Below are 13,530 nucleotides of genomic sequence, written 5' to 3'. Positions count from 1 at the left end.
GCATTTAATTTTTAGGGCTGTAGTTAGGGCTTTCTTTTGTTATGGAAATATCGTGAGGGTGGCTTTCCACAAGCGACGCGCCCGTAATTTTCACAAAACGCGCTTTTGTGCGGAGCGACTCTATATCCGGCTGACCGCAGTAGCCCATGCCCGAACGAAGCCCGCCCATAAGTTGGAACACGCTGTCGCTGAGCGGCCCGCGATACGGAACGCGCCCTTCAACGCCTTCGGGAACAAGTTTGCCGGCGCCCTCTTGAAAATAACGGTCTTTGCTACCGTGCGCCATAGCTCCCAAACTACCCATACCGCGATACGTTTTAAAGTTGCGCCCTTGATAAATTTCGAGTTCGCCCGGACTTTCGGCGGTACCCGCAAACAAACTGCCTATCATAACGGCGTTGGCGCCTGCGGCAATGGCTTTCGTAATGTCGCCGCTATACTTAATGCCGCCGTCGGCAATAATCTTTTTACCGTGCTTATCCGCCGCCTCCGAGCAATCCATGATTGCGGTTACTTGCGGCACGCCTATGCCCGCAACAACGCGGGTAGTGCAAATCGAGCCGGGACCTATTCCCACTTTAACCACGTCGGCGCCGCGTTTAAAGAGCGCGTCTGCGGCTTCCGCCGTAGCTACGTTGCCAGCCACCAAACAGATTTCGGGGAACTTGCTTTTTACTTTTTCTACGGAATTCATAATATTAACGTTATGTCCGTGAGCGGAATCGAGCACTATGCAGTCTACTTTCGCGTCTACAAGCGCTTGCGCGCGGTCAAGGCAATCTTTGCTGCCGCTTATTGCCGCGCCTACAAGAAGTCTGCCGTTTTTGTCTTTTGCGGAGTTCGGATATTGAATAGCCTTTTCAATATCTTTAATGGTAATCAAACCTTTCAACACTCCGTTCTTATCAACAATCGGAAGCTTTTCTATGCGGTGCTTGCCGAGAATCTTTTGCGCTTCGTCAAGCGTTGTGCCTACGGGCGCCGTAACAAGATTTTCTTTGGTCATAACGTTTTTAATAGGCTGAGCATAGTTCGTTTCGAAACGCAAGTCGCGGTTGGTGAGAATACCCACAAGCTTACCGCCGCTCGTAATGGGAACGCCGGATATGCGGTATTTGTTCATAAGCGCGAGCGCGTCCGACACAAGATTATCGGGTTCCAAAAAGAAAGGGTCGGTTATAACGCCGTGCTCGCTTCGCTTAACCCTGTCGATATGCTCGGCTTGCTCGTCGATACTCATATTTTTATGTACTATTCCCATGCCGCCTTCGCGCGCGATTGCAATGGCAAGGCGCGATTCTGTCACGGTATCCATAGCGGCGCTGAGAAGCGGAATATTCAACGTTATTTTATCGGTGAGTTTGGTGCTTAAATTCACCTCGCTCGGTAAAACGTGCGATTCCGCAGGAATCAACAAAACGTCGTCGAACGTAAGTCCTTCTTTAACGATTCTGTTCATATATTATTAGGTCTCCTTAAAAATATCTTTCGTTTTTATTACGCGTTGGCGGGCGCTCTGAAATAGCTTAAATAATCGTTTAACATTCCCCATTCGTACCATTCGAAAATACGGCAAGAACTCAAATTAGCGCTGTTGCGCACGTCTCTGACAAACATATTATTCTGCCAATCTTCAAAACTCTGTTGCAAATCGGTTTGCACTTTTTCGTCGAAATAACGCCTGTTGCCAGAGAACACCGCCGTCATATTATGCATGGAACGCGAAAAATCCGACAGCGTTTTAACATAATAAGTATATTTAAGTTGTTGAGTGGCGGCATGGGTTACGTCGGCAGTAGCTTCCGCCGAACTCGGAATATATTTGTTTCCGTTCATTGTAAGCGATTTAACAAGCTCAACAAACTTCGAATAATTGTCGTTTATAAAATCGTACCAAACGGTGAATATGCTTTCTTTGCTATTGCCGGCATTGCGTACGTCGTCCTCTAAAAACAAATCGAACGGCTTGTCCTTGCCGGATAAAAGCGCTCTGCGAGAAAAATTGCCGATTTCGTTTTCGTCGATATGCAACAGTCCGTTTGGATTTGCGGCAATATCTTTATAAAGTCCGAGTTCGTAAAGTTCGGCGTCGATATACGTCGAGAGTTGACCGAACAACAAGAACACGTCCGCAACGGTGTTTTCGTTTTCTTTCGTCCAGTCCTCTATTTCGTTCCAACGAGTGGTTACCGTACTTAGCCTCGTAGTCATTTTTTCCAAAGATGCGCTCGTTTCAACAGAACGCGCCTTTTCGTCTTTTGCCAAAACGTACCACGATTTAAAAAGCGCCGTGTTAAGATAATCGGTGTAACTGTACACATGCGGACGCATACGCGGAGCAGTATGCAACAAATTGTAGTCGTCTATTTTTTTCGTTCTATTTCTAAACGAATTTTCTTCGCCGAGTAGCGAAAGGTCGTTCCAATAAATATATTCGTTTGCGTACTTATTCACTTTTTTAGCGTAATACACCGCGTCTTCCGACGCCCCGCCCTTTTCGCTCACGGCATCGTTCAAAAAATAAATCGAAGCGTTGGCGGCATAATAAAGCGCGTCGGCATATTTTCCGAAACCGGACGGCACTCGTCCGATTTCCGCGCTGTAATCGCTCGCGTTGCGGGCAATATATTTTTCGGCGCTTGCAAACGCCATTTCTTTCAAATCGAGTTTTGCATAAAACTTCATAGCGGTATACGGGAAAAACGACAAAAAACACGCGCACAACAACACGCCCGCAACCACTGTCCAAAAGGCCGAACGTACCGCTACCGCGAATATGTTGACCCGTTGTTCGTTTTGTTCGTTCTTAATATCGGTTTGGGAGTCAAACGACAAAAGGAAACTACCTCTATTACTCGTATTACTCCTAATTATATCACAAAACTTATAATTTGCAAATCGTTTTTAAACGATTTTTCGCGCTTTTTGCAACTTTTCACAAACGGCGGTTAAATTCGCGTTGCCGCAACCGCGCCGGTATCGCCTCGCAAAAGTACGGCGACGGTAACTTTGTCTTCGCCCACAAAAGAAACGTACCAAAAATAGCCGCCGTTGCCGTCTATCGGATTTTCCATAAGGCGCACATATATTTCGGCGTGAAGCTTTCCTTTCGAGCGGAACTTTTTCAGTTCGTTTTTAAGTTTGTCAAGCGCTATATCGAACGCTTTTTCGGCGCCTATCAACTCGCCTTGCACCGAATTTTTCAGCTCGAACGACTGCTCTCCGCCGCATATAATCGTAACCGCGAAATCGCTCGTTGCCGTTGCGGGAATATCCGCCGACAACGATTGCGCGAACGGATGCGGCAAAAGGTCGCCCTCGTAAGTCGTGCCGTTTATTTCGGTTTTATATCTGTAAGTTTTATCCGCCGAAAACACTACGGGCGTAACGGTTAAAACGGTGAAATCGCGTTTAGACGAACTTACGCCGTCGAGCTCGTAAGGTTCTTCGCGTATGCCGGATATTGCGGTAAGTTTATAATCCGCGCTTTCGGCGGCAAATAAATGCTCGCGTAATTCCGAAACGTTATCCATGTTTTTTTCGAGTTGCGAACTTGCGCAACCGCAAAACGCACCTAACGCAACCAACAACATGAGCGCTAAAACGCACGACCTTTTTAACAGTGCTTTCATAAAAAAATCACCCCGTAATATTCGCTACAAAATATATACGGGGCTTTTCGACAAAATATGAGTGATTTTTCGTTATTACGGAATTCGCAACGAAAGTATTTAATTTTCCTGCATCATAGACTTAACTTTCATAAGTCTCGTAAGGTTTCCGCGCTCGTTTTCGTCAAGTTTCATAAGAATGTATTTTATAGTCTCGTTGAGTTGCGGAATCATAACGTATTCGAGAGCGTTCACCCTGCGGCGGTTCTTCTCGATTTCATCTGCAAGCATATTGCACGTTTTTTCCACTTCGGCAAGCCGCAGCAATTTTTCGGTGAGCGTCGATATTTTTATAACGGCGGAATCGAGGTCGCTCGGAGTGCCCGCAAACGTATACGGCAACAAATCTTCGGGCGTGGGCATGGTAATTTTCACGTCGGGCACGTCTACGCCCATAATGTTCTTGGTGCCCGCCTCGAGCATAACTTCAACCTTAGGCATGGAAAGAGCTTGTTCTATGTCTTCGGCGGAAGAAACGGCGCGAGCCAACATAAAGCTGCGAAGCGCTTCCGCCACCTCTCCCTCTATTTCCTCTCGGAGCGATTTATTCAGGCGCACCATTTCCATAAAACGACGCACCATTTCGTCCGACTTGTCTTTTAAAAGCTTATGCCCGCGCGTAGCCGTTTTAAGGCGCGTTTTAAGGCGCCTAAGTTCCATGCGCGTGGGATTAACCGCAAGTCTCGCCATTTACGCTTTCCTCTCGGGCAAGTATTTTTCCAAATATTCGTCTTTAATTCGTTTGAGTTCGTTTTTAGGCAATATGGAAAGAAGTTCCCAACCTATAGAAAGCGTTTCCTCTATGTCGCGGTTGCAGTCGAAACCTTGCGATATATATCTGCGTTCGAATTCTTCGGCGAACTTCGCATACTTTTTGTCTACTTCCGTAAGCGCCGCGTCGCCCAAAATAGCGCTCAATTCTTTTGCCTCTTTGCCGCGCGCGTAAGCCGCGAAAAGCTGGTTCATGGTGTCGGCGTGGTCTTCGCGCGTTTTTCCCTTACCTATGCCTTTATCCTTTAAACGGCTCAAAGACGGCAACACGTCGATAGGCGGATTAAAACCTTTTTTGTAAAGCTCGCGCGAAAGAATAATCTGCCCTTCGGTTATATATCCCGTAAGGTCGGGTATTGGGTGGGTTTTATCGTCTTCGGGCATGGTAAGAATAGGTATTTGCGTTATGGAGCCCTCCTTGCCGCGTATTTTGCCCGCACGCTCGTATATGGAAGCAAGGTCGGTATATAAATATCCGGGATAGCCTCGCCTTCCGGGAACCTCTTTTCTCGCCGCGCTAACTTCGCGCATGGCTTCGGCATAGTTTGTTATATCCGTCATAATAACGAGAACGTGCATTCCGAGTTCGAACGCCAAATATTCCGCCGCAGAAAGAGCCATTCGAGGCGTGGCTATTCTCTCTATCGCGGGGTCGTTGGCAAGGTTCATAAACAACACGGTGCGGTCTATTGCGCCCGTCTTTTTAAAGTCGGATATAAAGAAATCCGCTTCCTCGTAGGTTATGCCCATTGCAGCGAATACTACGGCAAACTTGCTGTCGGTGCCGAGAACTTTCGCCTGACGCGCTATCTGCGCGGCAAGGTTTGCATGAGGCAATCCGCTCACCGAAAACACGGGTAACTTTTGCCCGCGCACAAGCGTGTTCAAACCGTCGATTGCCGAAATTCCCGTTTGAATAAATTCGTCGGGATAATCGCGCGCCGACGGATTTATAGGCGAGCCGTTTATATCCACACTCTTTTCGGGGATAATTTCGGGTCCGCCGTCTTTTGGGTGCCCCATTCCGTCGAACACTCTTCCGAGCATGTCGGGCGAAACTTTAAGCTCTATGCTTTTACCCAAAAATCGCGCCTTAGATGACGAAATTTTAAGTCCTTGACTCGCTTCGAACAACTGAACGAGCGCGCGGTCGCGGTTTATTTCGAGCACCTTGCCCTGACGCACTTCCCCGTTTGCCTGTTCGATTTCCACAAGCTCGTTGTATTTAACGTTTTCAACGTTTTCAACGAGCATAAGCGGCCCGACCACCTCTTTGATTGTGCGGTATTCTTTTTGCATTTTTTCCGACTCCTAAAACTTACGTTGTTTCGCAACTAAACCCTTTGTACTCAAATAAAAATTAAAATCCGTCGCTTTCTTTCAGTTCTCCGAGCTGCGCTTTCATGTCGGCGGAAATTGCGTCTACGGACGCAAGTTCGGCTTCGGGAACATATTTGCTTCTTCCTATTTTGTCGCGCGCGGGGATAGAAAGTATGTCGTCGAGCGACGCGGATTTTTCAAGCGCCTCTATTCCGAAACGGTAGTAATCTATTATCAATTTAAGCATTTTATATTGCTTTTCCATAGACGAATAAGTATCCGTTTCATGGAAAGCGTTTTGATGCAAGTAATCTTCGCGCACCGACTTTGCGGCTTCCATAGTAAGGCGGTCGCGCGGAGAAAGCGCGTCCATACCCACAAGGCGCACAATTTCATCGAGCTGAGCTTCTTCCTGCAAAATGCGCATAGCCGCCGCTCGGTATGAATTGCAATCGGGCGCAACATGTTCGGTATACCACCCCGAGAGCCTGTCGCCGTAAAGAGAATAGCTTGTGAGCCAGTCTATCGCGGGGAAATGACGTTTTGACGCAAGCGAAGCGCTAAGCCCCCAAAATACTTTAACTATTCGCAAAGTTGCCTGACTTACGGGCTCCGACATATCGCCGCCCGGAGGCGAAACCGCGCCTATTGCCGTAACCGAACCTACGCGCTCTTCGCTTCCCAAAAGCTTGACTATGCCCGCGCGTTCGTAAAACTCGGCCAGTCTACTGCTAAGATACGCCGGGTATCCTTCTTCGCCCGGCATTTCTTCAAGTCGGCCGCTCATTTCGCGCAATGCTTCCGCCCAACGCGAAGTAGAATCTGCCATTATCGCAACGTTATATCCCATGTCGCGGAAATATTCCGCGATTGTTATGCCTGTGTATATGCTCGCCTCACGCGCCGCAACCGGCATATCCGAAGTGTTGGCAATAAGCACCGTGCGCTTCATAAGCGGCTGTCCCGTTTTCGGGTCGGTAAGATGAGGAAACTCGTTTAAAACGTCGGTCATTTCGTTGCCGCGCTCGCCGCAACCAACATACACGATTATATCGGCGTCAGCCCATTTGGCAAGCTGATGCTGAACCACCGTTTTGCCGCTTCCGAACGGACCGGGAACAGCCGCAACGCCGCCTTTAGCTATCGGAAAAAGCGTGTCTATAACTCGCTGCCCCGTAATCATAGGTTGCGTGGGAGCCATTTTCTCGCGGTAAGGTCTGCCTATGCGCACAGGCCACTTTTGCAGCATAGTAACCGAGCGCTCCTTTCCCGACTTGTCTACAACCGTAGCCACAACGTCGTCAACAGTTTTTTCGCCGTCGAAAATCGCGGTAATTTTTCCCTCGACGCCTACGGGCACCATAATGCGGTGCTCCACAACCGCGTTTTCTTGCACCACTCCTATAATATCGCCGCCCGCAACTAAATCGCCTGCCTTTTTCTTAGCAACGAAATTCCATTTCTTAGTGTGGCTGAGCGCGCTAACCTCTATGCCTCGACCTATGCGGTCGCCGCTCTTTTTAACAAGCTCGTTCAAAGGGCGCTGTATGCCGTCGAAAATTCCTTCTATAAGACCGGGTCCGAGTTCAACCGAAAGAGGGGCGTTGGTTGAAACAACCGCCTCGCCCGGTCCTAACATGCTCGTTTCCTCGTATACTTGAATAGACGCCTTATCGCCGCGCAACTCTATTACTTCGCCTATAAGACGCTCGGAGCTTACGCGAACAACGTCGTACATTTTCACGTCCTGCATGTTTTCCGCCACAATGAGCGGACCCGAAACCTTAACTATTCTACCTTCCATTCTCTGCCTCCGCGCACATGCGCACCTTTTAAGGTAACAACCATTTAAAAAACTATCGTTCGTCGAATAAAATATCGGCGCCTATCGCCTTTTCAACGTCTCGCTTTATTCCTTTAAGTCCGAAGCCGTTGGTGCCCAAACTTCCCGGTATGGGAATAACCGCAGGATACGCGCGCGATTTAAGCTTGTTCAAAGTTTCCTCAACCTGCTCCGCAAGTTCTTCGGTTATAAATATAACGGCGTATCCGTCTTTGAGCTTTTTGAGCAAATCGTTTGTTTCGAACATACCGTTGGAACAAAACGTTTCCACGCCCACAGCTTTAAACGCGAGCACGCTGTCTTTATCGCCTATAACCGCGATTTTTCCGTTTTTAACCATTGCTGCGGTGTGCCTCCTATATTTTGCCGAAAGTTCTCAGACGCGAAGCAATTTCTCCGCGCGCGTTGTTTTTAATACACGTTAAAATCGTTTTAACCGTTTTATACTCGTTCAGTTGCTCTATAAAATAACTGACGAACGGCGAAAACGACAACATGTCTTCGGCGTGAGGTTGCCATATATTCGAAAGAAAATCGTCGGTTCGCGCTTCGAGCAACGGCAAATCGACGGTATCGCTTCCGTCGGCTATAAATCCGTATCGGGTTTCCGACACGACGGAAAGCGGATTTTCCGAACGGTAAATATCAACGACACAATCGAAAGAAATCTCGCCGCCCGAAAGAAATAAGTTGCCGAGCGCGGCTTCGCTCACTTTCAGAGCGCGAGCTCTGAGCGCGGAAAGAACGTTCGTTAAATCTATTTCTCCGCGCACAAATTCGCGCAACGATTTGCTTTTAGACTTTTTAGCGCAAAACAAATTGTCGGCGTACATGGCTTCTGTTAAACGAGCGTCTATAAGTTTAGGGTCGGGCTTAGCGTCCGCAAATTCGGTGTCGAGCCTATCTAACGCTTCCGCCATAAACTTAGGCAACGCCGCATATTCGCCGCGTTCTATACCCGCCCGAATTTCTCCGTCCGCCATATCGTAAACCGCGAAAGAAAGCGGTTTGCCTGAAACGCGCGCCTTGTAATAAGCTTTCGCATTTCCGTATAAAAACCTGTTTGTGAGCACCCGCGAGAGGTAAACGTTCGGCGACGAAGAAAAAACGTAGTCTATAAGCGCGGCGGTTTCCGAAGATATGAACGCGTCTATATCGTAGCTTTTCGCGTCAACCGTACCGCCGCCGTAACCGTAATCGCAAAGCATTTTCACGGCGTCGGAAAATTCCGCATCGAGCAAGCGGCGTATTTTTTCCGCGTCGAGCAGCTTACCTTCGTTATATTTAGCTACGGCGTTTGCGTAAATTTTCGTTACCATTTCCTAACCCGTACAGTCCTTTTCGCGCCTTTATTTAAAAAGCCGTTTTGCCGCGTTTGTAAGCGCGGTGTCGCGGAGCGACGCAAACATAGTTTCGAGCGTCAAGTTTTTGTCGCTCGTTTTTCCCGACAAAATAATTCCGCCGTTGCCGCCGTGCGTCTTTTCCGAAAGAGAAAGCCTCTTGCCGCATTTGTCGCCTAATGATTTGAGCCATTCGGCGTGCAGTCGTTTTTTGTCGCGTTCCGCCACTATAACGCTGTCGCCGTCGTCGGCGTATTTCTCTATAAAACCGCCTATAAACTCGCGGTAAATATGGTCGGTCATGTTAAGAATTTTTTTCGAGGCTTCTTCGAACGCCGCGTTGAGCACACGTTGTTTTGCCGCAAGCTCGGTTTTGCGCGCTTCGAGGCTCGAAAGAGTTTTTGCGCGCGATGCAATTTCGGCGGCGGCAGAACGAGCATCCGTTAACGCTTCCTCTCTTTTTCGAGCTTCTTCAGCCCTCACTTTTTCAAGCGCCGCGTCGCGTTCCGCTTTCGCGTCGGAAATAAGACCCGCCGCCGCTCGCTCCGCCTTGCTTATAATTTCCGCTATAATAGCTTCCTTTCCTTCCATTCCTATGCCCATAACCTTATGCAAAAAACGCTTTCCGCTAATTATAATCCGAAATATTTGCCTATCATCATAACGCCCAAGAACGATATAATGAACGCAAAAATAGCGAATATTTCAACGAGAACAGCCATTGTCATGGCATGACCCATTTGCTTATCTTGCTTTCCTACAAGATTTATGCCGCCGATTGCAACCGCGCTCTGCATGATTGCGGACCCGAGCCCTACAAGCGCGATAGGCAAGCAAAGCATGAAATAAGCGAGTCCCGCCTCTTTTGTGAGCACAACAGCGCTTCCCATAATGCCCGTTTGAATAAATACCATAAAGCCTATAACGAATCCGTATAAGCCTTGCGTCGCCGGCAAAAGTTGCAATAAAAGCACGCTGCCGAATTTAGTGGGGTCTTTGCTGAGAAGCCCCGCCGACGCCTGTCCCGCGCGTCCCACGCCCACAGCCGAGCCTATGCCCGAAAGCACTACGGCGATTGCCGCGCCCAACAATGCCCAAACTATACCTGTCATTTTTCCGTTTCTCCTTTAAATGTTTTTACTTTTATTTAACCGACACTCCCGTGCCTAAATTAAACTGTTTTTTCCGCTTATCCGAAGCGAACGTATTTCGTTTTTTCTCCCATAGGGCTGAACATTCTGCCGTCGCCCTCGTAGAACTTGCCGTAAAACTCCAAAAATTGCAGACGCGCGTTGTGAACGTAAGCGCCCAAAACGCCTATTCCCAAATTGAACGCATGCAACGGTATTAAAATTATAAACCCTATAACGTATCCCAACACGGGAACGGGCATGGTGAAAAACAGACTGCCGAGCGTGTTGAAAGCAAGCCCTATCGCGCCGCTCGCAAGCCCGAGCCCGAAAAGTCGCGCGTAGCTAAGAAGGTCGCTCAACAAATTCACAAGCCCGTAAAGCCCCGAAAAGCCGCCCATTATTTTGGAAACCACGCCTTTATTATGGCGTCCCGCAGTACACAAAATTCCCACAAGCGAAACTATAATCAGCGCAAGCCCAACTGTGGTAAGCGGCGCATTCGGTTTTATAAGCATATCAAGCGCTATGCAAGCAAGCCCGCCGAACAAAACGAATATAAACAAACTGTCGAACACTGCGTCGAGCGGTTTTCCGTTACGGAACATTTTCGCCGAATGAAGAGCGTAACCCGCAAGAAGTTGAACCGCGCCGAGCGCTATTGACACTCCGAGCATCATAAGCGGCTCTTCCATAGGGTTAAACCACAGCGCGGGAACGGAACTTACGGCAAACACCCCGCCGAATAAAAGCCCCCACACCACTGCGGATATGCCGCCCATAGCAAACAACGCAATCATTCGCGCGGTGCCTTTTTCAAGCCGAACGCACTTTAAAATAATAAATCCGCCCACGCTCAAAACAAGCCCGTATCCCGCGTCGCCTATCATTATGCCGAAAAACAGGAAAAAGAACACCGCCATAAACGGGTTGGGGTCGATTTCGCGGTAAGCGGGCACGCTGTACATATTAGTAATATCTTCATACGGCTCCACGATTTTCTTGCTTACAACAAGAGTGGGCGGCACGTCGCCCTCTTTCGGTTCTGAAAGCTCGGCTATAATTCTTTCGGTTTTGCTCTTTATGCGCGCTATAACTTTTTCGGCGCGGTCGGACGGAAGCCAACCTTCGGCTACGAAAGTGTTGGCAGTAGACACAAATTCAAGTTCCGCTTCCGATTTTTCAACGTCTTGCCCTATAACGTCGTACAACACTTTCAAGTCGGAAAGATATTTGTAATAGTCGAGCGCGCGGTACAGCTCCGCAGTATCTTTTTCTTCATATTCTTTGATTTCGGCTTTCACCGTTTTGCACAGTTCCGCCGCAGTAACGTCGTCGCGCAAAGGGCACAAAACATATTTCGCGCCCGAAAGCACAGCCGACACTTTTTCTTTGTCGCACACACGGGAAACTATGCCCAAAAGAGTGCCCGATTCCGACGGATAAGTTTCGTAGAAAACGGGAACGTCTCCGAAATCGGGAACTGACGGCGAAGAAGAATACGCCAAAATCACCGACACTGCGGCGCCGTCGGCTATAGCCGATAATTTGAGCGGAAAACCGACGTATGGAACTACGCCGCGCAATCTGTTGCGGCTCTTTTGAATGTGCGATTTATATTCGAGACGCGCAAAATTCAATTTTTCCAACTCGTCGCAAACCGCAACGAGTTCGTATTCTTTTGCGGCTACGTCGTAAAAATCGTCGTATCCTATTATACGTCTGCCGCCCTGCTTTTTCTTTTCTACCGACGCCGACGCGATAGGCTCGGCTTTCCCCTTTTTAACTGCGGCGTCGTTCGCTTTTTTCAAAGCAAGATATTCGTCGGCGCAAGAAGTTAAATAATTCACGGCGAACGAAACTTTCGCTTGACGCGCAAGAACTCTGTCAAGATGAGTGCGCTCCGATGGCGTTTCTCCGTTTACCGTAGCCGAAGTAGCTTCGAACGAACCGCTTCGCACAAGCTCGTTCATTATTCTGTTTTTGTCCGATTTAAGCCCCACAAGGCGCAATCGGCTCATTTTAGCAATAGCCATATCCCGCCTACGCCTTTCCTTTAATAAGCTGTTCGGCAAGCCATTCGCCTACCGAGCGAACGTTTTTTTCAGCGTTTCTCACAAGAGCTTGCGCGGCAAGTTCCGCTTCTTTCGCCGAAGCGGCGGCTGCTTTTACCGCATCCGCTTGCGCGGTATCCGTAATTTGTTTAACAAGTCGCTTCGTTTCTTCCGAGAACTCCGCGCGCACCGCTTCCGACTCCGAAACTATCGAAAGCGCTATATCTCTTGCCGACTGTCTCGCTTCGGCAAGAATTTGCGCCGCTCTTTCTTCGGCGGCATTTATTTCGTTTAAAACTTCTTCTATCATTTTCGGTTAAACACCCCTGCCCATAAACAAAGCTTATTTTTCGTTTTGCCGTTCTATCAATCCTATTCTGCGCACATGCCGCTCTTCGCCTGAAAACTCGGTGTTCAAAAACACGTCAACTATGTCGAGCGCAAGCCCTTTGCCCACAACCCGTTCGCCGAGAGCGAGAATGTTCGCGTCGTTGTGTTGCCGCGTTGCTCTTGCCGAAAAAGTGTCGCCGCAAAGCGCGCAACGAATACCTTTCACTTTGTTCGCGGCAATACTCATTCCTATTCCCGTGCCGCAAATAAGTATGCCTTTCTCGCATTCGCCGCTTGCCACAGCTTCCGCCACTTTGCGCGCATACACGGGATAATCCACAGCCTCGCTCGTATAACAGCCGTAATCTTTGATTTTAACTCCGCGCGATTCCAAACGGGTAACAATTTCTTTTTTAAGTTCGAGTGCCGCGTGGTCGCATCCTATGGCTATCATACGTTTAAGCATACTCCTTTATTATCTCTGCGTACAATTAAATTGTATCATATCGAACGCGTTTTTGCAAGATTTTAGCAACCCTTTTATGTGAAATTTTAAAACGGCTTGCAAACTATTCGCAATCGCTTAAAGCTTGCGCGGCGGCAAAAACGTCTTCGCACGCATACATAAGATATTCGGCGGTTTTAATATAAACGTTTAAATCGCCGCCGTAGGGGTCGGGCACGTCGGGTCCGCCCGTAAGTTCGCCCACCGATTTAACCTTTGCGCCGAATTGCCTAAGCGCCGAAGCATGCGCCGCCGTCATGCAAACTATTAAGTCGGCTTCTTGCGCCGCTTTTTCGGTAAGCTGCTTTGAAAAATGTTTTTTTCTAACTGAAACTCCGAGCTTTTTAAGAGCGAGCGCCGCGTTCTCGGTTATCGGCGAGCCCTCGTCTGCCGATAGCCCCGCGCTCGAAACGTCGTATAAAGAAAGTTTGCGCTTTTTGCTCAAAATATATCGAAAAAGAAATTCCGCCATAGGACTGCGGCAAGTGTTGCCCGTGCATACGAAGACTATTTTTTTCTTAGGTTTGCTTTCTACTCGCTTTTTTGCCATAGCTGTAACAAAACCT

Annotated in this window: 14 protein-coding genes; all 14 read right to left on the bottom strand. The window is 48.5% G+C overall.

What is annotated here, in order from left to right:
- Positions 1-4: 4 nt before the first annotated feature.
- Positions 5-1,459, bottom strand: a complete 1,455-nt coding sequence (guaB, locus tag NFR62_RS00735; RefSeq protein WP_251612189.1) for an IMP dehydrogenase — start codon at positions 1,457-1,459, stop codon at positions 5-7.
- A 38-nt stretch (positions 1,460-1,497) separates the two neighbouring features.
- Positions 1,498-2,685: a hypothetical protein gene (locus NFR62_RS00730; RefSeq protein ID WP_251612188.1), complete on the bottom strand. Its 1,188-nt coding sequence runs from the start codon at positions 2,683-2,685 to the stop codon at positions 1,498-1,500.
- A 263-nt stretch (positions 2,686-2,948) separates the two neighbouring features.
- Entirely contained in the window at positions 2,949-3,632 is a 684-nt protein-coding gene (locus NFR62_RS00725) for a hypothetical protein (RefSeq protein WP_251612187.1), read from the bottom strand.
- Positions 3,633-3,731: 99 nt separating this feature from the next.
- The gene (locus tag NFR62_RS00720) at positions 3,732-4,361 is read right to left on the bottom strand and encodes a V-type ATP synthase subunit D (RefSeq protein ID WP_251612186.1); all 630 of its coding nucleotides are present in this window, start codon (positions 4,359-4,361) and stop codon (positions 3,732-3,734) included.
- On the bottom strand, positions 4,362-5,741 hold the full coding sequence (locus NFR62_RS00715; RefSeq protein ID WP_251612185.1) for a V-type ATP synthase subunit B: 1,380 nt from the start codon (positions 5,739-5,741) through the stop codon (positions 4,362-4,364).
- A gap of 61 nt (positions 5,742-5,802) precedes the next feature.
- Positions 5,803-7,566 (bottom strand): V-type ATP synthase subunit A, encoded by a 1,764-nt coding sequence (locus NFR62_RS00710; RefSeq protein ID WP_251612184.1) that lies wholly within the window; start codon positions 7,564-7,566, stop codon positions 5,803-5,805.
- A gap of 52 nt (positions 7,567-7,618) precedes the next feature.
- Entirely contained in the window at positions 7,619-7,945 is a 327-nt protein-coding gene (locus tag NFR62_RS00705; protein WP_251612183.1) for a V-type ATP synthase subunit F, read from the bottom strand.
- Between the two features lie 16 nt (positions 7,946-7,961).
- A complete protein-coding gene (locus NFR62_RS00700; RefSeq protein WP_251612182.1) occupies positions 7,962-8,924 on the bottom strand; it encodes a V0D/AC39 family V-type ATPase subunit in 963 nt (320 codons plus the stop codon).
- A gap of 30 nt (positions 8,925-8,954) precedes the next feature.
- Positions 8,955-9,560, bottom strand: coding sequence for a V-type ATP synthase subunit E (locus NFR62_RS00695; protein WP_251612181.1), 606 nt, complete (start codon positions 9,558-9,560; stop codon positions 8,955-8,957).
- Positions 9,561-9,577: 17 nt separating this feature from the next.
- Positions 9,578-10,057, bottom strand: coding sequence for a V-type ATP synthase subunit K (locus NFR62_RS00690; RefSeq protein ID WP_251612180.1), 480 nt, complete (start codon positions 10,055-10,057; stop codon positions 9,578-9,580).
- Between the two features lie 77 nt (positions 10,058-10,134).
- Positions 10,135-12,111 carry a V-type ATP synthase subunit I gene (locus NFR62_RS00685; RefSeq protein WP_251612179.1) on the bottom strand — a complete coding sequence of 659 codons (1,977 nt, stop codon included), beginning with the start codon at positions 12,109-12,111 and terminating at the stop codon, positions 10,135-10,137.
- 7 nt (positions 12,112-12,118) lie between these two features.
- Positions 12,119-12,439, bottom strand: a complete 321-nt coding sequence (locus NFR62_RS00680; protein WP_251612178.1) for a hypothetical protein — start codon at positions 12,437-12,439, stop codon at positions 12,119-12,121.
- 33 nt (positions 12,440-12,472) lie between these two features.
- Positions 12,473-12,913 (bottom strand): ribose 5-phosphate isomerase B, encoded by a 441-nt coding sequence (rpiB, locus tag NFR62_RS00675; protein ID WP_275556869.1) that lies wholly within the window; start codon positions 12,911-12,913, stop codon positions 12,473-12,475.
- A gap of 115 nt (positions 12,914-13,028) precedes the next feature.
- Positions 13,029-13,514: an arsenate reductase/protein-tyrosine-phosphatase family protein gene (locus tag NFR62_RS00670; protein ID WP_251612176.1), complete on the bottom strand. Its 486-nt coding sequence runs from the start codon at positions 13,512-13,514 to the stop codon at positions 13,029-13,031.
- Positions 13,515-13,530: the final 16 nt, after the last annotated feature.

Source organism: Pumilibacter muris (assembly GCF_943193045.1).
GTDB classification, from domain to species: Bacteria; Bacillota; Clostridia; order Christensenellales; family Pumilibacteraceae; genus Pumilibacter; species Pumilibacter muris.
The sequence above is the reverse complement of the archived record's forward strand: the minus strand, read 5'-3'. Positions and strand labels throughout refer to the sequence as shown.